At 71.1% G+C, this 23,469-nt stretch carries 18 protein-coding genes and 1 pseudogene; 10 read left to right on the top strand and 9 right to left on the bottom strand.

Annotation, left to right across the window (positions count from 1 at the left end; genetic code table 11):
• Positions 1–5: 5 nt before the first annotated feature.
• Both ACIHEJ_RS26595 and ACIHEJ_RS26600 read right to left on the bottom strand, forming a co-directional pair.
• Positions 6–3,209 carry a tetratricopeptide repeat protein gene (locus tag ACIHEJ_RS26595; RefSeq protein ID WP_400139170.1) on the bottom strand — a complete coding sequence of 1,068 codons (3,204 nt, stop codon included), beginning with the start codon at positions 3,207–3,209 and terminating at the stop codon, positions 6–8.
• A gap of 135 nt (positions 3,210–3,344) precedes the next feature.
• Entirely contained in the window at positions 3,345–3,743 is a 399-nt protein-coding gene (locus ACIHEJ_RS26600; protein ID WP_400139137.1) for a hypothetical protein, read from the bottom strand.
• 154 nt (positions 3,744–3,897) lie between these two features.
• Between ACIHEJ_RS26600 and ACIHEJ_RS26605 the strand changes: the two genes are divergently transcribed.
• The 6 genes from ACIHEJ_RS26605 to ACIHEJ_RS26630 all read left to right on the top strand — a co-directional run bounded on the left by ACIHEJ_RS26605 (position 3,898) and on the right by ACIHEJ_RS26630 (position 13,234).
• Positions 3,898–4,488 (top strand): ArsR/SmtB family transcription factor, encoded by a 591-nt coding sequence (locus tag ACIHEJ_RS26605; RefSeq protein ID WP_400139138.1) that lies wholly within the window; start codon positions 3,898–3,900, stop codon positions 4,486–4,488.
• Positions 4,469–6,499, top strand: coding sequence for a thioredoxin domain-containing protein (locus tag ACIHEJ_RS26610; RefSeq protein WP_400139139.1), 2,031 nt, complete (start codon positions 4,469–4,471; stop codon positions 6,497–6,499). Before ACIHEJ_RS26605 ends, ACIHEJ_RS26610 begins: the two co-directional genes overlap by 20 nt.
• 225 nt (positions 6,500–6,724) lie before the next feature.
• On the top strand, positions 6,725–7,993 hold the full coding sequence (locus tag ACIHEJ_RS26615) for a glycosyltransferase (RefSeq protein ID WP_400139140.1): 1,269 nt from the start codon (positions 6,725–6,727) through the stop codon (positions 7,991–7,993).
• Entirely contained in the window at positions 7,990–9,630 is a 1,641-nt protein-coding gene (locus tag ACIHEJ_RS26620; RefSeq protein WP_400139141.1) for an ArnT family glycosyltransferase, read from the top strand. Before ACIHEJ_RS26615 ends, ACIHEJ_RS26620 begins: the two co-directional genes overlap by 4 nt.
• Positions 9,627–10,802 carry a glycosyltransferase gene (locus tag ACIHEJ_RS26625; RefSeq protein WP_400139142.1) on the top strand — a complete coding sequence of 392 codons (1,176 nt, stop codon included), beginning with the start codon at positions 9,627–9,629 and terminating at the stop codon, positions 10,800–10,802. The genes ACIHEJ_RS26620 and ACIHEJ_RS26625 overlap by 4 nt, the downstream gene beginning before the upstream one ends.
• Positions 10,803–10,969: 167 nt before the next feature.
• Positions 10,970–13,234, top strand: coding sequence for a galactose oxidase-like domain-containing protein (locus ACIHEJ_RS26630; RefSeq protein WP_400139171.1), 2,265 nt, complete (start codon positions 10,970–10,972; stop codon positions 13,232–13,234).
• On the opposite strand, the gene ACIHEJ_RS26635 is transcribed toward ACIHEJ_RS26630, so the two are convergent.
• The 4 genes from ACIHEJ_RS26635 to ACIHEJ_RS26650 form a co-directional block, all read right to left on the bottom strand.
• Positions 13,231–13,956 carry a Mut7-C RNAse domain-containing protein gene (locus ACIHEJ_RS26635; RefSeq protein WP_400139143.1) on the bottom strand — a complete coding sequence of 242 codons (726 nt, stop codon included), beginning with the start codon at positions 13,954–13,956 and terminating at the stop codon, positions 13,231–13,233. The genes ACIHEJ_RS26630 and ACIHEJ_RS26635 overlap by 4 nt on opposite strands.
• Positions 13,957–13,989: 33 nt before the next feature.
• Complete coding sequence (locus ACIHEJ_RS26640; protein WP_400139144.1) at positions 13,990–14,634, bottom strand: TetR/AcrR family transcriptional regulator; 645 nt, start codon at positions 14,632–14,634, stop codon at positions 13,990–13,992.
• Entirely contained in the window at positions 14,631–16,181 is a 1,551-nt protein-coding gene (locus ACIHEJ_RS26645) for an MFS transporter (protein WP_400139145.1), read from the bottom strand. Before ACIHEJ_RS26645 ends, ACIHEJ_RS26640 begins: the two co-directional genes overlap by 4 nt.
• 109 nt (positions 16,182–16,290) lie before the next feature.
• Complete coding sequence (locus ACIHEJ_RS26650) at positions 16,291–17,004, bottom strand: hemolysin III family protein (RefSeq protein ID WP_400139146.1); 714 nt, start codon at positions 17,002–17,004, stop codon at positions 16,291–16,293.
• Positions 17,005–17,311: 307 nt separating this feature from the next.
• On the opposite strand from ACIHEJ_RS26650, the gene ACIHEJ_RS26655 reads away from it, so the two are divergent.
• Both ACIHEJ_RS26655 and ACIHEJ_RS26660 read left to right on the top strand, forming a co-directional pair.
• Entirely contained in the window at positions 17,312–19,132 is a 1,821-nt protein-coding gene (locus ACIHEJ_RS26655; protein ID WP_400139147.1) for a phosphoenolpyruvate carboxykinase (GTP), read from the top strand.
• A 275-nt stretch (positions 19,133–19,407) separates the two neighbouring features.
• Complete coding sequence (locus tag ACIHEJ_RS26660) at positions 19,408–19,584, top strand: hypothetical protein (RefSeq protein ID WP_400139148.1); 177 nt, start codon at positions 19,408–19,410, stop codon at positions 19,582–19,584.
• 109 nt (positions 19,585–19,693) lie between these two features.
• Here ACIHEJ_RS26660 and ACIHEJ_RS26665 read toward each other — a convergent pair whose 3' ends face one another.
• Positions 19,694–20,116: a hypothetical protein gene (locus ACIHEJ_RS26665; RefSeq protein WP_400139149.1), complete on the bottom strand. Its 423-nt coding sequence runs from the start codon at positions 20,114–20,116 to the stop codon at positions 19,694–19,696.
• Between the two features lie 212 nt (positions 20,117–20,328).
• On the opposite strand from ACIHEJ_RS26665, the gene rfbA reads away from it, so the two are divergent.
• A complete protein-coding gene (rfbA, locus tag ACIHEJ_RS26670) occupies positions 20,329–21,282 on the top strand; it encodes a glucose-1-phosphate thymidylyltransferase RfbA (protein WP_400139150.1) in 954 nt (317 codons plus the stop codon).
• A gap of 56 nt (positions 21,283–21,338) precedes the next feature.
• Here rfbA and ACIHEJ_RS26675 read toward each other — a convergent pair.
• Positions 21,339–21,455, bottom strand: a pseudogene (locus ACIHEJ_RS26675) (IS5/IS1182 family transposase); the annotation flags it as partial.
• A 374-nt stretch (positions 21,456–21,829) separates the two neighbouring features.
• Between ACIHEJ_RS26675 and ACIHEJ_RS26680 the strand changes: the two are divergent.
• A complete protein-coding gene (locus tag ACIHEJ_RS26680; RefSeq protein ID WP_400139151.1) occupies positions 21,830–22,435 on the top strand; it encodes a dTDP-4-dehydrorhamnose 3,5-epimerase family protein in 606 nt (201 codons plus the stop codon).
• Positions 22,436–22,660: 225 nt separating this feature from the next.
• Here the strand turns inward: ACIHEJ_RS26680 and ACIHEJ_RS26685 are convergent.
• Positions 22,661–23,469, bottom strand: an 809-nt coding sequence (locus tag ACIHEJ_RS26685) for a hypothetical protein (protein WP_400139152.1), incomplete at its 5' end; no start/stop codon positions are given.

Here is a 23,469-nt window from a genome sequence, read left to right on the forward strand (position 1 = left end):
AAACCTCAGCGTCCCGCCGGCACCGCCACCCCCATCACCTCCCGGGCGTGGCGGTCCGGCGTCATGCGCAGACGCCAGGCCTGCCAGCCGGCCTCCAGGCTCACCCCCCGCTCCAGCAGCAGGGCGTACGTCGGGAGGAAGTCGGTGAGCTTCTCGTCGCGCAGCGGATGCGTGGCGCGCTCCAGCTGGGCCAGCTCCTCCTGGGCGACAGCCGTGCCCACCTCCGTCCCGCCCGGCGCCGCGTACGGCAGCAGGGTGCAGCGCAGGAAGCGGGCCCAGTCCTCGCCGCGCCGGTCGCCGTAGGAGGCGAACAGGTCGAGTGCCTCGTCGCACAGGGCCAGCGCCTGCTGGGTGCGGGCGTTGCCGGCGTCGACCACCGCCAGCTCCAGGCAGGTCCATGCCTCGCCGTGGGCGACGCCGATGCGCTGGAAGTCGGCGCGGGCGTCCACCAGCAGCTGACGGGCGAAGCCGGAATTGCGCAGCGAGCCGGTCTGCGCGGCCCGCTGGTCCCGGGTGACCCGGGCCGAGTGGTGCCGGGCGCAGGCCAGACCGTAGACGTCGCGCATCCGGGAGAACATCGTCCGGGACCGCTCCAGGTCGCGGACCGCCTGGTCCAGCTCGCCGGTCTCCTCCAGTGCCTGCCCCAGGTAGAACAGCGTCCACGCCTCGCCGCGCGCGTCCTCGTTCTCCCTGTGCCGGGCGGCGGCCTGCCGCAGGGCGTCGACGGCGGCCGAGGCGTCGCCGTCCACCAGCCGGGCCCGGGCGAGCTGGGTCAGCGCCCACGCCTCGCCGCGGGCGTCGTGGGTACGGCCGTACCGCTCCAGGGCGGCCCGCAGCTCCTTCTGCGCACGCGGCACGTCGCCCATGCGCAGCGCCAGCTGGCCGAGCTGGAAGTGCGCCCAGGCCTCGCCGTGCACCGAGCCGCCCTCGCGGTGCAGGACCAGGGAGGCGGTGAGCAGCTCCAGTGCCTCCGAAAGCCGGGCCCGGTCCCGCTGCACCGCGGCGAGGGCGTGCATCGTCCACGCCCGGTCGGTCGCCAGCTCCGGCGCCGCCTGCAGGTCCAGCGCCTCCTGGAGCTTGGCGGCGGCCTCGGTGAGATTGCCCTGGTGGTGCAGGGTGATGCCGAGCGAGCACAGGGCGCGGGCCGCACCCGCGTCGTGGTGGGCCTCCCGGTACAGGTCCACCACCGAGGCCAGGGTGGTGCGCGCCTTGTCCAGCTCGCCCAGCTGCCGGGCCGCGATGCCGGTGCGCCACTGCACCGAGCGCACCAGCAGGCCCTGGTCGACGGCTTGCGTCAGCTCGCTGATCTCGCCGAGCCGGTACAGGTCGCCGCGCAGCAGGCAGTAGTCGCACAGCGCGCCCAGCAGGTTCAGCACCGCCGCCTGGTCCACGCCCTCCGCCTGGCGCAGCGCCGCCGTGATGAAGCTGGACTCGTCGTCCAGCCAGCGCAGCGCCTCGTCGAGCGAGGTGAAGCCGTGCGAGCCGAACTGGTTCGACCGCGTGGACACGTTGCCGTCGACCAGGCGCAGCACCGAGTCGGCCAGCTCCGCGTAGTTCACGATCAGCCGTTCCTGCGCCGCCGTGCGCTCGGCCGGGTCCTCCTCGTCCAGCAGCCGGGCCTGGGCGAAGGCGCGCACCAGGTCGTGCAGCCGGTAGCGGCTGCCGCGCACATGGTCGAGGAGCCCGGCCCGCGCCAGGGCGGACAGATGGCGCGTCGCCTCCGCCTCGTCCGTGGCGAGCAGGGCTGCGGCCGCCGCCGTGCCCAGCGAGGCCCGCCCGGCCAGCGCGAGCCGTCGCAGCAGCCGGCGCGCCGGCTCCGGCTGGTCGGTGTAGCGCAGCCACAGCGCCCGCTCCACCGGCTCCACCGGGCCGTACGCGCCCAGGTCACCGGCGAGCTGCCGGGGTGAGCGCGGCCCCAGCGCCGACCCCGCGATCCGCAGCGCCAGCGGCAGCCCTCCGCACAGCGCACGGATCGTCTCGGCGGACTCGGCGTCGTACGGACCCGACGCGTCCTCGGCCGCCGCGCCCAGCAGCTCCTCGGCACCCGCCCCGTCCAGCGCCTCGACCGGCAGATGGTGCACCCGGGCCGGCAGATCCACGGGCAGGTCCAGCGCCGCACGGGCGGTGACCAGGACCAGGCTGTCGGAACGCTCCGGCACCAGTGCCCGCACCTGCTCCGGGTCCGAGGCGTCGTCCAGCACGATCGTCACCGGCAGGCCCGTCAGATGCCGGTGGTACAGCTCGCTCAGCCGTTTGACCTGCTGGTCGGGGGAGGAGCGCTCCCGGAACAGCAGCTGCTCGCGGGGCGCGCCCAGCCGGTTGAGCAGATGCAGCAGGGCGTCCCGGGTGGACAGCGGGGCCTCCTCCCGGCTGCCGCCGCGCAGGTCCACGACCACCGCGCCCCGGAAGTGGTCCCGCAGATCGTGCGCAGCGCGCACCGCCAGCGTGCTCCGGCCGGAGCCGGGCTCGCCGTGCAGGACGACCACCGTCGGCCGGGTCTCGGTGGCCGCCCGTGCCGCCTGCGTCCACTGCCTGATCCGCGCCAGCTCCTGCCGCCGCCCCGCGAACGTCCCGTCCGGCTCGGGAAGTTGACCGAACGACTGCTCCAGTACCGTGCGCCTGCGGGCCGCCGCGCTCTTGTCCGTGCCGCGCAGTGCTGGGCCGGCGGTCTTCTTCGGGCCCGTGGAGGCGCTGAGCATCCGCTGCTGGTCGAGGAACGGGCGGATGCCCCGCACCTCCAGCGCGGTCAGCCACTGCAGCCGCAGCTGCTCCGGGCCGCCGGGCTGACCGGCCGCGCCCGCACGGTGATGAGCGGCGGGCAGATGGGAGCCGGCCACCTTCACCACCGTGGCGGCGGCGCCCACCACACCCGCCACGACGCCCGCGCCGACGGCCGTGCCGGTGCCGGTGCCGAGGGACAGGTCGGCCACGGCCGCGGCGACCGCGGCAACGGCCGCCACCAGTAAGGCGGTTCCGGCTCCCTCGCGCGCATACCGCTGGCCGAAGGTCATCCGGCCGGCCTCGGCCTCCTCCAGAGCGCGCGCGTACGCCTCGTACTCCTCCCCGGCGGCCTGCGCCATCGCGTCCAGTCCGCCCCGCGCCCGCGACAGCAGCAGCTGCCCGTCGAGCCGCCCTCCCGAGCGCCGTACCTCCTCCTCCACGGCCCGCGACAGCAGCCGCTCGGCCTCCGCCCGATGGTCGTCCCGCATGTCCCGTCCCCCTCCGGCGGCAACTTCCTTGCCCATGAGTGTCCTTCGGGGGAGGCGGGATGGCGAGGGGGAGCGATCAGTGGGCGGGTGAGGGTTTCGTGGCACTTCGTCGCGGCGACGGGGCGCGGGGCGGGGTCACCGTCCACCGGTGTGCTCGAACCCGTGGTCCGCCAGCCGGCCCTTGCCCAGCGCGAGCACCGCGCAGGCCCCCGCCAGCGCCGCCTCCGCCACCGCGCACACCAGTGCCTCGGCCAGCGGGGCGCCCGTCCCCGACGTCGTTATGTCGAACCAGGCGTCCAGGACCGCCACCGCGGCCGTCGCGGAGGCCGTCAGGCGGGCCCGGGGGTCACCGCGCAGGCCCAGCAGGGCCGTTGCCGCGCAGCCCGCCGCCATCAGGACGTCCAGGCCGATCCAGGCCAGCGGCCAGTGGTCCACCTCGGTGCTGCCCGGCAGGGTCACCGCCAGCACCACCATCCACGGCACCAGGAGGACCGCCGCCGCCCCCAGCGCCACCAGCGTCCACTTCTTCCCCATCGCCGCGCCCCCTTCCGGCAGCGTCCTCCCGCTGCGTACCGACCGCATCCAGCGGCTTCCCGCTGCCTCCACAGTAAATCGCAGAGAAAGTTCTGCAAAGAAAATTCGGCAGATGTCGGGGACGTCTCAGGGTTCTCAGGGTTACCGTGACGTCATGACCGACGGCATGCCCGAGATGACCAGCCTGGAGCGCACCGCTCTCTACAAGTCCCTCGGCAACCCCCTGCGCCGCCGGATCCTCGAGTACCTCGGCCGGCACGGCGAGGCCAACTCCACCGTCCTCGCCCGGGAACTCGGCGAAAGCTCCGGCACCACCAGCTACCACCTGCGCAAACTCGCCGAGCAGCGGCTCGTCGAGGAGATCCCGGAGAAGTCCGGCGGGCGCGAGCGCTGGTGGCGGGCGCTGCCCTTCCGGCACACCACGCCCGACCCGGCCGCCATGTCTGCGGAGGAGTACGCCGCCGCCGTCCAGGTCGCCCACATCAAGATCGAGTTGGACACCGCCCTCCACCGCCGTGCCTACGAGGAGTACCGCGGCCCCGAGGGCTGGGCCCAGATCCAGCGCCACGGCACCTGGATGACCAAGCAGGAACTGCTCGACTTCATGCGGGAGTACCACGCCCTGCTCGACCGGTACAGCCGCTCGCGCGAGGAGGCTCCGGAAGGGGCGCGCCCGGTGCTCGTGCGTTTCTTCGCGGTGCCCGAGCCCGTGGGAGAGTGGAACGGTGAACCGACTGGCCCATGAGACGTCCCCGTATCTGCTCCAGCACGCCGACAACCCCGTCGACTGGTGGCCCTGGTCGGCCGAGGCCTTCGACGAGGCCCGCAAGGCCGGCAAACCCGTCCTGCTGAGCGTCGGGTACTCCAGCTGTCACTGGTGCCACGTCATGGCGCACGAGTCCTTCGAGGATCGCGCCACCGCCGACTACCTGAACCAGCACTTCGTCAGCGTCAAGGTCGACCGCGAGGAGCGCCCGGACGTCGACGCCGTCTACATGGAGGCCGTCCAGGCGGCCACCGGACACGGCGGCTGGCCCATGACGGTCTTCCTCACCCCGGATGCCGAACCCTTCTACTTCGGCACCTACTTCCCGCCCGAGCCCCGGCACGGCATGCCCTCCTTCCGGCAGGTGCTGGAAGGGGTCCAGCAGGCCTGGACCACCCGGCACGACGAGGTCGCCGAGGTCGCCGGGAAGATCGTGCGCGACCTCGCCCAGCGGGAGATCAGCCACCAGGGCGACCGTGCCCCGGGCGAGCAGGAGCTCGCGCAGGCCCTGCTCGGGCTGACCCGCGAGTACGACGCGCAGCGCGGCGGATTCGGCGGGGCGCCGAAGTTCCCGCCGTCCATGGTCCTGGAGTTCCTGCTGCGCCACCACGCGCGCACCGGCGCCGAGGGCGCGCTGCAGATGGCCCAGGACACCTGTGAGCGCATGGCCCGCGGCGGCATCTACGACCAGCTCGGCGGCGGCTTCGCCCGCTATTCCGTCGACCGCGACTGGACCGTGCCGCACTTCGAGAAGATGCTGTACGACAACGCGCTGCTGTGCCGGGTGTACGCCCACCTCTGGCGGTCCACCGGTTCGGACCTCGCCCGCCGGGTCGCCCTGGAGACCGCCGACTTCCTCGTCGGTGAACTGCGCACGTCCGAGGGAGGGTTCGCCTCGGCGCTCGACGCCGACAGCGACGACGGAACGGGCAGGCACGTCGAGGGCGCGTACTACGTCTGGACGCCGCAGCAGCTGCGCGAGGTGCTGGGCGCGGACGCCGAACTCGCCGCCCGGCACTTCGGGGTGACCGAGGAGGGCACCTTCGAGCAAGGGCAGTCCGTGCTCCAACTCCCGCAGGACGAGGGCGTGTCCGACGCAGAGAAGGTCGCCTCCGTCAAGGGCCGCCTCCTCGCCGCCCGGGCCCGGCGCCCCGCTCCCGGCCGGGACGACAAGGTCGTCGCCGCCTGGAACGGGCTCGCCGTCGCCGCGCTCGCCGAGACCGGCGCCTACTTCGACCGGCCCGACCTGGTCGAGGCAGCCCTCGCCGCCGCCGACCTCCTCGTCCGGGTGCACCTCGACGAGCACGCCCACCTCGCCCGGACCAGCAAGGACGGTCGCGTCGGCCCCAACGCGGGCGTGCTGGAGGACTACGCCGACGTCGCCGAGGGCTTCCTCGCACTCGCCTCCGTCACCGGCGAGGGCGTCTGGCTGGACTTCGCCGGCCTGCTCCTCGACCACGTGCTCGACCGCTTCACCGATCCGGAGACGGGCGCCCTGTACGACACCGCCTCCGACGCCGAGAAGCTCATCCGCCGGCCCCAGGACCCCACCGACAACGCCGCCCCCTCCGGCTGGACGGCCGCGGCCGGTGCCCTGCTGGGCTACGCCGCCCACACCGGGTCTCAGGCCCACCGGACCGCCGCCGAGCGGGCGTTGGGTGTCGTGAAGACCCTCGGGCCGCGCGTGCCGCGGTTCGTCGGCTGGGGCCTCGCCGTCGCCGAGGCCCTGCTCGACGGGCCGAAGGAGGTGGCGGTCGTCGGCCCGTCCCGCACCGACGAACGGACCGGCGCCCTGCACCGTACGGCGCTGCTGGGCACCGCACCGGGAGCCGTCGTCGCCGTCGGCACTACGGACAGTGACGAGTTTCCGCTCCTCGCCGACCGTCCGCTCGTGGCCGGTGAACCGGCGGCGTACGTCTGCCGTCATTTCACCTGTGACGCCCCGACGACCGATCCGGAACGGTTGCGCGCCACGCTCAACGGCCGCTGACCAGCCAGTACGTGGCTTCTGCGCGTGGGAGCGTAAGCGTCGAACTGTCCGAATGTGAGCAGGTGTTCGGGTAGATCCCGCTTGCTGGCCCGCCGTTCCGAAACACGTTATTTATCTGAACAGCTCCCGCGCTTCACAGATCCCTCCTAATCTCTCCACAGTGACACGGCGTGCGTGACTCACCGTCGTGTCCACCGGGGGTAATCAGGATCTGGGGGGATCTGCTTGCTGACGTCTGTCTTCATCGCTGTCGTCTCACTGGCCCTGTTCTGGATGGCGGCCTTCACCCTGTGGTGGCAGATGCACGCGTGGCGCACGCCGGAAGTGCTGGCCTCCACCCGGTTCGGCAGACCTGATGGCGCCGAACACCTGTCGTTCTCCCTGCTCGTGCCGGCCCGGCACGAGCAGGCCGTGCTCGACCACACCATCCAGCGGCTGCTGCGGTCCACGCACACCGACTTCGAGATCATCGTGATCGTCGGACACGACGACCCCGGGACCGCGGCCGTCGCGGAGGAGGCCGCCGCCCGGGACCCGCGCGTCCGGGTCGTCGTCGACACCCACGAGAAGAAGAACAAGCCCAAGGCCATGAACACGGCGCTGCCGCACTGCCGCGGTGACGTCGTCGGGGTCTTCGACGCCGAGGACCAGGTCCACCCGGAGCTGCTCGCCCACGTCGACCACGCCTTCCGGACCACCGGCGCGGACGTGGTCCAGGGCGGCGTCCAGCTCATCAACTTCCACTCCAGCTGGTACAGCCTGCGCAACTGCCTGGAGTACTTCTTCTGGTTCCGCTCCCGGCTCCATCTGCATGCGCAGAAAGGATTCATCCCGCTCGGGGGCAACACCGTCTTCGTCCGCACGGACGTGCTGCGGGAAGCGGACGGCTGGGACCCCGACTGCCTCGCCGAGGACTGCGACCTGGGCGTCCGGCTGTCCAGCGTCGGCAAGAAGGTCGTCGTCGCCTACGACTCCGACATGGTCACCCGTGAGGAGACACCCGGCAGCCTCATGTCGCTGCTGAAGCAGCGCACCCGCTGGAACCAGGGCTTCCTGCAGGTGTACCGCAAGCGGGACTGGAAGCAACTGCCCGCGTTCGGACAGCGGTTGCTCGCCCGGTACACACTGATGACCCCGTTCCTGCAGGCCTTCTCCGGCGTGATCATCCCGCTGAACGCGGCCGTCGCGCTCTTCCTCGACGTGCCGGTCGGCGTAGCCTTCTTCACCTTCCTGCCGCTCGTCACCGCGGCCGTCACCTTCGTCTTCGAAGTGGTCGGGCTGCACGACTTCGGCAAGCAGTACGGCCTGCGGGTCCGCTTCGCGCACTACGTGAAGCTCGTCGTGGGCGGCCCGTTCTACCAGGTCCTGCTCGCCGGTGCCGCGATCCGCGCCGTCTGGCGTGAGCAGCGCGGCCGCAACGACTGGGAGTTGACCACGCACGTCGGCGCGCACCTCACCGCGGCCGAGCAGATCCGAGAGGACGTTCCCGCGTGACCTCCACTCTTCCCGCGGTGACCGGCGAGGTCCCCGCGCAGCACCCCCCTGTGCCAAAAGCGCGTCCGGCCGGCCGAAGAGGCCCGGAGCGGCTCCGCTCCTCCCGCCCCGACCTGCTGCTCTGCGGTGCCCTGCTCACGGCGATCCTCGTCGTCCAGGGCTGGAACATCACCGACTACCCGGCCCTCAGCGACGACGAGGGCACCTACCTCGCCCAGGCCTGGGCCGTCCAGCAGGGCCGGGGCCTGGCCCACTACACCTACTGGTACGACCACCCGCCGCTCGGCTGGATCCAGATAGCCCTGCTCAGCTGGGTCCCCTCGGCCCTCAGCCCCGGCTCGATGACCGTCGGCACCATGCGGATCACCATGCTGGTGATCACCGGCGTCAGCGCGGTCCTGGTCTACGTGCTCGGCCGCCGGCTCTCGCTGCCCCGCTGGGCCGCCGGACTCGGCATGGCGCTGTTCGGGCTGTCCCCGCTCGCGGTCGTCCTCAGCCGGGAGATCTTCCTCGACAACATCGCCGTGATGTGGCTACTGCTGGCGTTCTGCCTCGCCGCCTCGCCCAGCCGCCACCTCTGGCACCACTTCGGTGCGGGCCTCGCCGCCGCCGCGGGCGTCCTGACCAAGGAGACGATGCTCGTCGTCCTGCCCGCCCTGTTCGTCACCATGTGGCGGCACAGCCACCGTGACACCCGGAAGTTCGCCCTCACCGGAGCCGTCACCGCCTGCGCCCTGATCGGCTTCTCCTACCCGCTCTTCGCCCTGCTGAAGGGCGAGCTGTTCCCGGGCGCCGGGCACGTCTCGCTGTGGGACGGCATCACCTACCAGATGTCCCGGCCGGGTTCCGGCTTCATCCTCGACGCGGGATCCGGCTCGCACGGCGTCCTGCACTCCTGGCTCTACTACGACCGTGTGCTGCCTCTCGGCGGCCTCGCCGGAGCGCTGCTCCTCCTCGTCACCTGGCGCTGGTCGGTCACCGCCCGCGCCCTCGCCGGGCCGTCCCTGACCGTGGCGGTCCTCGCCCTCGTCGCCCTGCGGCCGGGCGGCTATCTGCCCGCCATGTACATCATCGGCGCCCTGCCCTTCCTCGCCCTGGTCCTGGCCGGCGGCGCCGCCTCCGTCGCCCACGCCGTCGTCCGCAGGTGGCGGGCCGAGGGCGAGCGCCGGTACGTCACCGGCGGCCGGTACGCGCTCGCCGCGGTCCTCGCCGTCGCCGCCGGCGCCTACGTCGTCCCGCACTGGTACGACGGCGACCGCACCGCCCTCACCGCCGACGCCAACGAGCCCTACCGGCAGGCCTCCCACTGGCTGAGCAGCAAGGTCGAGCACCCCGAGGACACCCGCGTCCTCGTCGACGACGCCCTCTGGCTGGACCTGGTGCACGCCGGATACCGGCCCGGTCTCGGCGCCATCTGGTTCTACAAGGCCGACCTCGACCCGGCCGTCACCCGGACCATGCCGCACGGCTGGCGGGACCTCGACTACGTCGTCGCCTCGCCGACCGTCCGCCGCGACGCCAAGGACCTGCCCGGCGTCAGGTCCGCGATCCGGCACTCCACCCCGGTCGCCACCTTCGGCAGCGGCCCGGACCGCATCGAGATCCGGCAGATACAGGCCACGGGAGGCACGCGATGACCAGCCACGAGTACGCCGCGCCGGCCCCCGGCCTCGACGCCGTCGAGGTCCCCGAGCCGGGCGCGGTCACCATCGTCGTACCGACCTTCAACGAGTCCGCGAACATCCGGCAGCTACTGCACCAGATCACCGAGTCGGTGCCCGCCCGTCTGCCCTGCGAGGTCGTCTTCGTGGACGACTCCACCGACGACACCCCCGAGGTGATCCGCGAGGCCGCCCAGGACTGCCCGTTCCCGGTGGCCGTCCTGCACCGCGAGGAACCCGTCGGCGGGCTCGGCGGGGCGGTCGTCGAGGGACTGAGGGCGGCGACCTCGGAATGGATCGTCGTCATGGACGGCGACTGCCAGCATCCGCCGTCCCTGGTACCGGAGTTGGTGGCCGCCGGCGAGCGGGCGAACGCGGGGCTCGTCGTCGCCTCCCGGTACATCGAGGGCGGCAGCCGGGCCGGGCTCGCCGGTGGCTACCGGGTCGCCGTCTCGCGCGTCGCGACCTGGCTGACCAAGAGCCTCTTCCCGCGCCGGCTGCACGGCATCAGCGACCCGATGAGCGGCTTCTTCGCCATCCGGCGCAGCGCGGTCACGGCGGACGTGCTCAGGCCCCTCGGCTACAAGATCCTGCTGGAACTGGCCGTACGCAGCCGCCCCCGCCAGGTCGCGGAGGTCCCGTTCGTCTTCCGGGACCGGTACGCCGGCGAGTCCAAGTCCACCGCCAAGGAGGGCCTGCGCTTCCTGCACCACCTGGCCGGACTGCGCACCGCCTCGCCGGCCGCCCGCATGGTCGGCTTCGGACTGATCGGCGCGAGCGGCTTCGTACCGAACCTGGTGGGCCTGTACGCGCTCACCGCACTCGGCCTGCACTACGTGCCCGCCGAGATCCTCGCCAACCAGTTCGGCGTCGGCTGGAACTTCCTGCTCATCGAGCAGCTTCTCTTCCGCGATCGGCGCGCGCACCGCCGCTGGTGGGACCGGCTCGGCCGGTTCGCGCTGCTCGCCAACGCCGACCTGGTGCTGCGCATCCCCCTGATCGCCCTCCTCGTCGGCCGGTTCCACCTGGGCGCCCTGCCCGCCACCGCGCTCGCCCTGGTCATGACGTTCGTCCTGCGCTTCGTCGGCACCGAAGCCCTGGTCTACCTCCCTCGCCGCCGGGGGAGCCGAGCAAGGAGAGCCGTGTGACAGCCACGTACCGCCAAGGCACGTACCGCAGCGGGAAGTACCGCAGACGGACCGCGCTGGCCGGGGTGGGTACCCTGACCGCCGGGCTGCTCCTGGGCGCACCCGAGTCCGCCGACGCCGCCGACCTGGTCAAGAACCCCGGCTTCGAGACCGCCGGTACGGACGGCATGCCGTACTGCTGGGAGAAGTCGGGGTGGGGCGACAACGACGTCACCTTCCAGACGACCTCGGACGCGCACTCCGGGGCCCGGGCCATGAAGGTCACGCTGACCCGGCGGGTGGACGGCGACCGCAAGGTGCTCATCACCGAGTCCACCGACTGCGCGCCGGCCGTGACCGTCGGCAGGCAGTACGACCTCGGGCTCTGGTACAGGACCACGACCCCGGACGCCAACATCACCCTCTTCCGGCACGACGCGACCGCCGGCTGGCAGTACTGGACCGACCTCAAGACGCTGGACATGGTGTCGGACTGGACGCGGGCCACCGTCCGCACCCCCGAGGTCCCGGCCGGCACCGACCGCATCACCTGGGGTGTCTCCGTCTACGGCACCGGCTCGGCGACCACCGACGACTACACCATGGACCAGGTCGCGGACCCGCTCCCGCCCGCCCGGTGCACGGGCACGAACGACCAGTGCGCGCACGGCAGCTGGTCGGTGCTGCCGGCGCAGAACCCGGTCCGCTCGATGCACTCCGTCGTCCTGAACAACGGCAAGGTGCTGCTGATCGCCGGTTCCGGCAACAGTGAGGAGAACTTCGAGGCGGGCAGCTTCACCAGCGCGGTGTACGACCCGGCGAACGGCACCTACAAGGTGATCCCGACACCGAAGGACATGTTCTGCGCGGGCCACGTCCAGCTCCAGGACGGCCGGGTCCTCGTCATGAGCGGCAACAAGGCGTACCCGGTCGCGGGCGGGCACGGCTACGAGGGGTTCAAGGACTCGTACGTCTTCGACCCCAGGACCGAGACCTACAGCAGGACCAACGACCTCAACGACGGCCACTGGTACCCGTCGGCGACCGAGCTGGGCAACGGAGACGTCATCTCCTTCGGCGGGCTGCGCGAGGACTCCACCGGATCGGTGACCGCCGAGCGCTGGTCGGACGAGGACCAGCAGTGGCTGCCGCTGTGGAAGGTCAACCAGACCTGGTCGTACTGGGGTCTGTACCCGGCGATGATCCTGATGCAGGACGGCCGCCTCTTCTACACGGGCAGCCATGTCTTCGGCAACAACGTCCCCGGCACCGGCTCGGCGATCTACGACTACGACGCCAACACCGTCACCCAGGTCCCCGGGCTGCGGAACAAGGACGAGCGCGACCAGTCGGCGTCGGTGCTGCTGCCGCCCGCGCAGGACCAGCGGGTCCTCACCATCGGCGGCGGCAACATCGACGCCAACCCGGACGCGAACCGCCTCACCGACCTGATCGACCTCAAGCAGACCGACCCGTCGTACGTCGCCGGGCCGCCGATCCCGCAGGGCACCGTCGACCTCGGCGACGGCAAGGTCGCGGAGAGCGGCGCCCAGGGCAAGATGTACGTGTCCGCAGTGCTGCTGCCCGACGGCAAGGTGCTGGAGACCGGGGGCGCCCTGCACAACCGGGCCGACCCGGTGTACGAGTCGTCGGTCTACGACCCCGGCAGCAACACCTTCGCCCCCGTCGCCGCCGACCCCGAGTCCCGCGGCTACCACTCCTCGGCGTTCCTGCTGCCCGACGGCCGCGTGATGGCCACCGGCGACAACCCCGGCAACGGCACCTGGAACCACAACGTGTCCGTCTACACCCCGCCGTACCTCTACAAGGGCACCCGGCCGACGATCACCTCGGTGATCGACCAGGAGTGGAAGTACGGCGACACCCAGCGGATCACGGTCGACCGGCCCGTCGCCCGGGCCGAGCTGATCCGCCCGGCCGCGGTCACCCACTCCTCCGACCCGAACCAGCGGTTCGTCGACCTGCCGCTGGCGGTGGACGGCAACAACGTCGACCTCAACGTGACCAACAACCCGGACATCGCCCCGCCCGGCTGGTACATGCTCTTCGCGGTCGACGGGAACGGGGTACCGTCGGTGGCCAAGTGGGTGCATCTGACGGGACCGGCGGCCCTCGGCGCCTCCGCCGCGTCGCCGCACGTCCACTCCTTCGCCGACTCGCTGTCCGGCAAGGTCTCCGGACCCGGCCGGAAGCGCACCTCACAGCCGGTCAGCCCGACCGTCTCCGGCTGCGACCGGCACTACGGGTCGGTCAACGTGTGCGTGCCGACGGCCTTCCCGAAGGGCGTGAGGAAGACGGCGGCGTCCCGCTGCGCCTGGCTGAAGAAGAACGACTACGGCCGGCTGAAGGTCAACGGCCTGGACGATCCGCTCGGCCTCGACCCCGACAAGGACGGCATCGCCTGCGGACAGGCGGACCTCAGGAAGGGTTAACCGGCGAACTCCGCCAGGGCGCGCTCCACGATGGCCACCAGCTGCTCGTGGTGCGCGCCCTTCCAGTAGACGCGCCCGCACTCCCGACACTGCGCGAAGACGTCGTACGACCGCTGCGTCCCGCCCTGCAACCGGTCCGCCACCTCCTCCTTGGTGGCCTCGTCCAGCAGCCCGTTGCAGGCGGTGCACCGGGTCCAGGGCTTCAGCTCGGGCCGGAACCGGTCGAGGACGTCGCGGAGTTGGTCCTCCGGACGGGTGCTGTAGACGTACCCGCCGGCCCACAGCTCGCGGCGGCGCAGCAGGCCCCGGTCGCGGCTGAGCATGACCCGCTTCTCGGCCGCCGAGCGGGCGGCGAGGGCCGGGTCGCCGATGTCCGTCGCCTCGTACGCGGCGTCCACGCCGAGCAGGCGCAGCCGGCGGGCCAGGGTGCCGAGGTGGACGTCGAGGAGGAAGCGGAGCGGGGCGCCGGGGACCCGCTGGGGGCGCTCCACGGCTCGTACGCTCACCGTCTCGTCCGCCTTCGGGATGTGCGAGACCGGCACCTCGCGGCCGTCCACGACCAGTGCGCCGACCTCGGTCAGCGGGACGCCGAGGGACTCGATGACATGGCCGAGCGTCGAGACGCCGTCGGTGCCGAGCGGGGTGGCGCCGGTGCGCCGGGCCGACGGCACGAACAGATGCAGGGCGGGGGCGACTTCGACGTGGATCTCGGGTCCGTTCACCCCGTCAGGATCGCACGGGAGACCGCCCGGACCTCAGCGGTTTTCCGTGGGCAGGCCGTGCTCCAGGACGTCCAGGGTGCGGTCGACGAGGGCCTCGAAATCGTCCCGGTGGCCGTGCTCGGCCCAGTACATCGACGTCTCCATCAGGCCGCCGATCAGGGACATCGCGTACACCCGCACCTCCAGGCTGTCCGGGTCGCGGCCGGTGCGCTCGCCGACGGCCTCGCAGAGCATCCGGCCGGTGGCCGACATGCTCTCCATCATCCGCGAGCGCACCGCGGGCACCTGGACCATGAGGTGGGTGCGCAGCCGGGAGACCGACTCGTCCTCGGACGTGCCGAGCTGGACGGCCCGGTGCATGACGTACCGGATGGTGTCCGGCCAGGGCTCCTCGGCGGGCCGCTGCCTGATCTCCTCCAGGATGACGGCGTCGTACTCGTCCGTGAGGACGATGTCCTCCTTGGTCGGGAAGTACCGGAAGACGGTCGACGGCGACACCTCGGCCCGGTCGGCGATCTGGTCGATCGTCGTGGCGTCGTAGCCCTGCTCCTCGACCAGCGCGTAGGTCGCCGCGCGGATCGCCTCCCGGGTCTTGATCTTCTTGCGTTCCCGCAGGCCGACATGGGGCCGGTCGGCGGGGGAGGTGCTGCGGGTGCGTGCGGCCGTCATGCCGGTCATTGTCCGGCATCCCCGGCGGGGGCGGCCACGGCCGGGGCCTGCTGCGGCTCGGTGCGCCGTACGACGGGGGTGTCGGGCAGGAACAGGGCGGCGAGCAGGGCGGCCACGAGGGAGGCGATGCCGCACACGAGCAGGACCAGGGTCATGCCGTGGACGAAGGCGGTGTCCGCGGAGGCCGCGAGGTGCGCGGAGTGGGTGCGCGCGGCGACGGCGTGCGCGGCGACCACCGACTCCCCGGCCGTGTGCGCCACCGGGCCGGGCAGCCCCGTCACGTCGAGCCGGTCCCGGAAGGCGCTCGCGAGGAGGCTGCCGAGCAGCGCGATACCGACGGCACCGCCGACCTGGCGCAGCGTCATGAGCAGTCCGGAGCCGCTGCCGGCCCGGTCGCCGGGCAGGGTGCCGAGCGCGCCGTCCATCGCCGGGACGACCGCGAAGCCGAAGCCGAGGCCTGCGCACGCCAGCCACAGGGCGGTGAAGCCGTAGCCGGAGCCGTCCGTCGTACGGGTGCCGAGCAGGGCGGCGAAGGCGAGGACGACCAGCCCGGCGCTGACCACCGTGCGTGCCCCGAACCGGACGACGGCCGCCTGGGCGCCCTTGGCCGCGACCATCAGCCCGAGCGACAGCGGCAGCAGCCGCACCCCGGTGGCGAAGGCGTCCTGGCCGAGCACCGCCTGGAGGTAGGTCGGCACGGCGAACATCAGGCCGGACAGCACGAACATCACGAGGGTCGCGGCGACGGTGTTGAGCAGGAAGCCGCGGTGGGCCAGCAGGGTCATGTCGAGCATGGGCCGGCTCATCCGGCGTTCACGCAGGACGAGCGCGGCGAGCAGCAGGGCGGCCGTCGCGAACGTCGCCGGCACCACCGCGTCGGTCCAGCCGCGGTCCGGGGCCTCGATGATCGCGTAGATGAGGGCGCCGAGGCCGGTCGCGGTGAGCGCGGTGGAGACGGTGTCGACCTTCGGGCTCGTGGGATCGCTGGTCTCGGGCAGCAGCAGGAGGCAGGCGGCGATGCCGAGCGCGGCCATCGGGATGTTGATCAGGAAGACCGACCCCCACCAGAAGTGGTCGAGCAGGAAGCCGCCGACCAGCGGGCCGAGCGGCATGCCGAGGGCGGAGGCGGCGGAGATCATGCCGACGGCCTTGCCGCGCTCGTCGGGGGTGAACATGGCGGGCAGCACGGCCAGCGACAGCGGCATGATCAGCGCGGCGCCGACGCCCATCACCGCGCGGGCCGCGACGACGGCGTCCACGCCCGAGGCCAGGGATCCCAGGACCGAGCCCGCGAGGAAGACACCGAGCCCGGTGATCAGCATCCGGCGGCGGCCGAACCGGTCGCCGAGCAGACCCGCCGGGAGCATCAGCGCGGCGAAGACCACGACGTACGCGTCCGCCATCCACTGCTGCTGCCCGGTCGTGGCACCGAGCTGCCCGGCCATCGTCGGCAGGGCCACGTTGAGGATCGTCGAGTCGAAGGCGAGCACCAGCATGCTCGCGACCAGGGCCCCCAGGGCCCACCAGCGCCGAGGATTCTGAGTGACAGTAACCATGAAATGAGAGTAGCTCTCAAATTCGGGTTACTGTCAACAGTCGGCTGCTCCCAGGCATGCGAAAACGGCCACGGCTGGAGAGCCGTGGCCGTGAGGGGCGGGGGAGGGGTTACGCGTGCTGGTACGCCACCAGCGAGATGCCGACGTAGTGCACGACGAACGCGGCGAGCGTGAAGGAGTGGAAGACCTCGTGGAAACCGAACCAGCGCGGTGACGGGTTCGGGCGTTTGATGCCGTAGACCACGCCGCCGGCGCTGTAGAGCAGGCCGCCGACGATCACCAGGACCAGGACGGCGATCCCGCCGGTGCGCATGAAGTCGGGCAGGAAGAAGACGGCCGCCCAGCCCATGGCGATGTAGCAGGGCGTGTAGAGCCAGCGCGGGGCGCCGACCCAGAAGACGCGGAAGACGATGCCGGCCGCCGCCGCGGCCCAGATGCCCCACAGCAGCCACCGGCCCTTGGCGCCGGGCAGCAGGAGCAGGCTCAGCGGGGTGTAGGTGCCCGCGATGATCAGGAAGATGTTGGCGTGGTCCAGGCGGCGCAGGACGCCGTCCATGCGGGGACTCCAGTTGCCCCGGTGGTACAGCGCGCTGACGCCGAAGAGCAGGCAGGCGGTCAGTACGTAGATGCCGCAGGCGACGCGGCCTCTGGTCGAGTCGGCGAGAGCGGTGAGCACGAGGCCCGCGATGAGTACGGCCGGAAACATGCCGAGGTGCAGCCAGCCGCGGAGCCGGGGCTTGACCGGATGCGGCAGGGAGAGCGCGACGGGACCGCGGCCGCTGGCCGGCGTCTCCGTGGGCGCGTCGGGGGCGGACGCAGTCATGCGGGGCATGGTACCGACGGCACCGTAAGTCGGTGGTGAGGGCGTGTCTTGGTCGGTCGTACGCAAAAAGACCTTCAGGTGAAGCACACCTGCACGCAAAGGGAACGCAAACAGGCCTGTAATCGTGGCCTTCCTCACCTCGCTCACCTGTGAGGCCCCCTGGACATATGGGCACACGTGTCGGATACGATCAAATGAGTGCGGTCGGCACCGGATGAGCGTCCACGAAGCATCCGGGTCGCAGCCCCCACGGGGCAACAAGGAAAAAACCCCCACAAGGGTATGAATCCCTCACTTAGGAGCAACCGTGGCGCGCGACAACTCGGCTTCCACCGTTCCCACCACCCATCAGGAACTGATCTCATGGGTCGATGAGATCGCCGAACTGACGCAGCCGGACAGCGTGGTCTGGTGTGACGGCTCCGAGGCCGAGTACGACCGGCTCTGCGAAGAGCTGGTGGCCAAGGGCACCTTCAAGAAGCTCGACCCGATCAAGCGCCCCAACTCCTACTACGCGGCCTCCGACCCGACCGACGTCGCGCGCGTCGAGGACCGGACCTTCATCTGCTCCGAGAAGGAGGAGGACGCGGGCCCGACCAACCACTGGAAGGCCCCCGCGGAGATGCGGGAGATCTTCTCCGGCGAGAAGGGCCTGTTCCGCGGTTCCATGCGCGGCCGGACCATGTACGTCGTGCCCTTCTGCATGGGCCCGCTCGGCTCCCCGCTGTCCGCGATCGGCGTGGAGATCACCGACTCCGCCTACGTCGCCGTCTCCATGCGCACGATGACCCGCATGGGACAGCCCGTCCTCGACGAACTCGGCGACAGCGGCTTCTTCGTGAAGGCCGTGCACACCCTCGGTGCCCCGCTGGAGGAGGGCCAGGACGACGTTCCGTGGCCGTGCAACTCCACCAAGTACATCTCGCACTTCCCCGAGGATCGCGAGATCTGGTCCTACGGCTCCGGCTACGGCGGCAACGCCCTGCTCGGCAAGAAGTGCTACGCGCTGCGTATCGCCTCCGTCATGGCCCGTGACGAGGGCTGGCTCGCCGAGCACATGCTGATCCTCAAGCTCACCCCGCCGCAGGGCGAGTCCAAGTACGTCGCCGCGGCCTTCCCGAGCGCCTGCGGCAAGACCAACCTCGCCATGCTGGAGCCCACGATCTCCGGCTGGACCGTGGAGACCATCGGCGACGACATCGCCTGGATGCGCTTCGGCGAGGACGGCCGCCTGTACGCGATCAACCCCGAGGCCGGCTTCTTCGGCGTCGCGCCCGGCACCGGTGAGCACACCAACGCCAACGCGATGAAGACCCTCTGGGGCAACTCCGTCTTCACCAACGTCGCCCTCACCGACGACGGCGACGTGTGGTGGGAGGGCATGACGGAGGAGACCCCGGCCCACCTGACGGACTGGAAGGGCCGCGACTGGACCCCGGACTCCGCCGAGCCCGCCGCGCACCCCAACGCCCGCTTCACCACCCCGGCCTCGCAGTGCCCGATCATCGCGCCGGAGTGGGAGGACCCCAAGGGCGTGCCGATCTCGGCGATCCTCTTCGGCGGCCGTCGCGCCAGCGCGGTGCCGCTGGTGACGGAGTCCTTCGACTGGAACCACGGTGTCTTCCTCGGCGCCAACGTGGCCTCCGAGAAGACCGCCGCGGCCGAGGGCAAGGTCGGCGAACTGCGCCGCGACCCGTTCGCGATGCTGCCGTTCTGCGGCTACAACATGGGCGACTACATGGCCCACTGGATCGACGTGGCCAAGGACAAGGACCAGTCCAAGCTGCCGAAGATCTACTACGTCAACTGGTTCCGCAAGAACGACGAGGGCAAGTTCGTCTGGCCGGGCTTCGGCGAGAACTCCCGTGTCCTGAAGTGGATCGTGGACCGGCTGGACGGCAGGGCCGAGGGCGTCGAGACCCCGATCGGCGTGCTGCCGGCCAAGGGTGCGCTGGACACCGACGGCCTCGAACTGTCCGAGTCCGACATCGACTTCCTGCTCACGGTCGACAAGGAGGTCTGGCGCGAGGAGGCCGCCCTGGTCCCCGAGCACCTCAACACCTTCGGCGACCACACCCCGAAGGAGCTGTGGGACCAGTACCGCGCGCTGGTGGAGCGCCTGGGCTGAACGCCCGCCGAAGACTCCGCGGCCGGCTTTACCGACTGTGCCCTGACCAGCTAGATCGTCACGGCCGGCCGCGGTGATCACCCCCCGGGGCCCCGCACAACGGCGTGCGGGGCCCCGGTCTTTTCGACGGGCCTGCTCCGCCTGTGCGGGTGGGGCGCGGCGCCTGCCGAGTTCTTCGTCGCCGTGCCTCTTGCCTCCCCGCGCCGGCCCTGGACGTGGTGTCGTACACCGGGCGAGCGCTACCCGGGAGCGGCCCGGGAACGGGGGATGAGCCCATGGCTGACGGTGGTGACTTCTACTCCGGCGATCGGCCGGAGAACCCGAAGCCGGCGCAGGACAGAACGCGTGGTGGCGGACCCGAGAGCCGGCCACGAACCGGGCACCGGCACGTGTGGATCTGGTGGGTCGTGTTCGCGGTGGTGATCCTGGTCCTCTTCTTCATCTTCATCTGACGCCTTCAGGGCATGGTCGATCCGGCGCTCGTGAGGAAAGGGGCGCCCGGTCCGCGCGTCGCTGCGGGTGCACGCGGACCGGGGCCGATCGAGAGACCCGGGTGAGGGGTCAGGCGGTCGTGCTCAGCTCCTCCAGTCGCGACAGTGCGTCGGCGTGCGCGTCCATCCGCTCGGCCGCGAGGATCGCCGCGGCCGTGTCGGCGCGCGAGGCGGCGACCACCAGGGCGCGCCCGGCGAGAGCGTGCGCGCGCCGGTGCAGCGCGGCCGGGTCACCGGCCGCGGGCGGCGTCGCCCGCAGCGGGGTGCGGCCTCCCCGCAGCCTGGCCACCTCGCCGGACAGTCGCTCGGCGGCCGTGTCGAGGCCGGGCGAGGGCGTCAGCGCGCGCAGCTCGTCGGTGGCCGTGAGCAGCGCGGCGAGATGCCCGGCGAGCTGGATGTCCAGCTCCTCCTCGCGCGACCGGTGGGGGAAGTCGGAGGTGGTGCCGGCCATCGGAGCGCTGTGGACCGACTTCGTGCGTATCGGTTCGTACATGGGGATGGCCTCCTGTGCTCTGACAGGAAACCATCCTAGCTTGGAATTCGTCTAAAGTTGAGTCGGTTCGCGTAAGCGGACCGTGTCGCCACGCACGGTGAGTCCGCTTCGCCGATCCGCCTGCGGGGAATGCGGGTCGACACCCGCCGCACGTTGCGCGCCACACCCCCGCAAAAAAGCTCATCTGCGGGCAATTCGCCTATGGTGATGCCGTGCGCGGAATCCTGTTGGCCGGAGGGACCGGCTCAAGGCTGTGGCCGTTGACCCGTTCGGTGTCGAAACAACTGCTGCCGGTCTTCGACAAGCCGATGGTCTACTACCCGCTCTCCACCCTGCTGATGGCGGGCGTCCGGGAGATTCTGATCATCACCACCCCGGAAGACCAGTTTCAGTTCCGCCGGTTGCTCGGCGACGGCAGCCGACTGGGCCTGCGGCTGGAGTACGTGGCTCAGGAGCGTCCGGAGGGCATCGCCCATGCCTTTGTCCTGGGGGCGGACTTCATCGGTGACGAGCCGGTCGCGCTGATTCTCGGCGACAACATCTTCCACGGCACCGGCCTGGGCACACGGCTGGCCGGCTACGACGATCTCGAGGGCGGCAGGGTGTTCGCGCACCAGGTCGCCAACCCCTCCGCCTACGGCGTCGTGGAGTTCGACGAGCGGGGCCGGGTGCTGTCCATCGAGGAGAAGCCCGCCCGGCCGAGGTCGCGGTACGCCGTGCCCGGACTGTACTTCTACGACAACCACGTCGTGGAGATCGCGCGCGGCCTGCGGCCCAGTGCCAGGGGTGAGTTGGAGATCACCGACCTCAACCTCGTCTATCTGGAGGCCGGTACGCTGCAGGTCACCCGGCTGGACCGGGGTATCGCGTGGCTGGACACCGGAACCTTCACCTCCCTGGTCCAGGCGTCGGAATTCGTCAGGGTGATCGAGGAGCGTCAAGGCTTCAAGATCGGCTGCATCGAGGAGGCGGCCTGGCGGGCAGGCCTGATCGGCGACGACCGGCTCCGTGAGCTGGCCCAGCCGCTGCTCAAGAGCGGATACGGCCACTACCTGCTGGGTCTGTTGGAGGATTACCGAGATCTCGTGGCTTCCCCACGGGGAAGCGGGACCAGCAAATCGCGCCGCGAGCAAATGCCGCGTACGGGGGCAGAAGCCTTTACGTGACGACGCCCTTCTCCGGCCGGCAAAGGCTGTCGAGATGAGCCGATCCGCCGGTGGGCGACGAGGCGGCAGGCGAGTTCGAGGAACGCTTCGTGGATAACGGCGCGCCGTTCCCGGCGGATGCGCAGGCGTGGGAAGCCGTGGAACGAGGCGCAGGAGCGCTCGATCACCCACCGGGGGGGCGACGGCAGACGCGCCGCCTCGGTCGGGGAGAGCAGCGGGAGCGCGTCCAGGAGCGGCACCGGCTGGTTGACGTTGTTGCGCTCGCCGCTGGTCAGCAGCACCGCGAGCGGCGTGCCGTGTCCGTCGGTGATCAGGGGGGTGTTTCGAGCCGGCCCGGTCCGGCCCGATCGGCCGGTGACGGATCAGCCGACACGATCCACGACACACTCTCCGCTCGCGCACCGAACGCTCAGCTCCCGCCCGGACACGGCGACCAGCGGCGATCCACCTCATTGGGTCAGCCGTTGTAAAGCAGCGTGGCTGACGTACCGAAGACCCGGACATCAAGTCCGGCAGAAACAGCTGCGTCGTGGAAGGAAGTGGCCGCGTGCGACCACTGGAAATTGAAGGGGCGTGGGTGGACACGCCCACGGTGTTCAAGGACGGCAGGGGCCGGTTCCACGAGTGGTTCAAGGCCGAGAGATTCCAGGATTCTCTGGGCCAGGGGCTCCGTCTGGCGCAGGCGAACTGCTCTTGCTCCGTCAGTGGCACTCTCCGCGGCATCCACTATGCGTCGGTTCCGCCGGGACAGGCCAAGTACGTGACGTGCGTCCGCGGCGCCGTCCTCGACGTGGTGGTCGACATTCGCACCGGCTCCCCGACTTTCGGGAAATGGGAGGCGGTGCGGCTGGACGACACAACACACCGTTCCGTCTACCTCTCGGAAGGGCTGGGCCACGCCTTCATGGCGCTGGAGGACAACTCCACGGTTGTCTATCTGTGTTCGGAGGGGTACGCGCCACAACGGGAGTTCGGGATCAATCCACTGGACCCTTCGCTGGCCATTGCCTGGCCCGATGATCTCTTGCCGTGCCTTTCCGACAAGGACGCGGCGGCGCCCACACTGGGGGAGGCCGCGCGGCAGGGCCTGCTGCCCTCCTTCGCGGAGTGCGGCGCGTATCGCAGAGGGCTCGCAACAGGTGCGCTCCAATGATTCGGAATTACCCGGCCTGCTGAAACCATGGGGCTCATTGCGGCCAGCCGGGTGATATTGGACTATGCCACGGGCCGATGCCTAATCATCCCATCCCTCGAAGTGAACAATGGGCAGCCAGTGGCCACCATCCGGGGAGCGCACTGTTCGGGTGTGCTTGAGATGGGGTCCCACTCTCCAGTTTCGCGAGGAAGGTTCTCAGTGAGCCGTAGAACGATGCGGATTTCACGCGTGAAATCCGCCACGATGGTTTCGGCGGGCGCGCTTGCGGTGGTGCTCAACATCGCCCCGAGCGCGGTCGCCGTCGCCGACGCGATTCACCGGTCCGGCGGGAACAGCAGTGCGGGGCTGCCCGGCCCGAACGGCGCCATGAGTGCCGCCCCGGGCAAGGTGAAGGCCGAGGTGAGCGACCCGCACGGCGACCGGGGCCCGCAGGGACCGCGTGGCCCTCAGGGGCCGGGCGGGCACACCGGTCCTCAGGGGCCGCAGGGTGTCCCGGGTCTTCAGGGCCCCCAGGGGTTCCAGGGTGTCCCGGGTGTTCAGGGGCCGAAGGGCGACAAGGGCGATAAGGGTGACAAGGGTGACAAGGGCGACCCGGGCCCGGTGAGCAATGGTGGCCCGGGTCCCCAGGGCCCTCAGGGCTTCCAGGGTGTCCCGGGCCACCAGGGTTTCCAGGGTGTCCCGGGTGTTCAGGGTGCGCAGGGCGACCTCGGTCCGCAGGGCTTCCAGGGCGACAACGGTCCGCAGGGCTTCCAGGGTGTCCCGGGTGTTCAGGGTGCGCAGGGCGACCTGGGTCCGCAGGGCTTCCAGGGCGACAACGGTCCGCAGGGGTTCCAGGGCGACCTCGGTCCGCAGGGTTTCCAGGGTGTCCCGGGTGTTCAGGGTGCGCAGGGCGACCTTGGTCCGCAGGGGTTCCAGGGCGACCTCGGTCCGCAGGGCTTCCAGGGTGTCCCGGGTGTTCAGGGTGCGCAGGGCGACCTTGGTCCGCAGGGGTTCCAGGGCGACCTCGGTCCGCAGGGCTTCCAGGGTGTCCC

It is taken from the genome of Streptomyces sp. NPDC052301 (genome assembly GCF_044593395.1).
Lineage (GTDB): Bacteria > Actinomycetota > Actinomycetes > Streptomycetales > Streptomycetaceae > Streptomyces.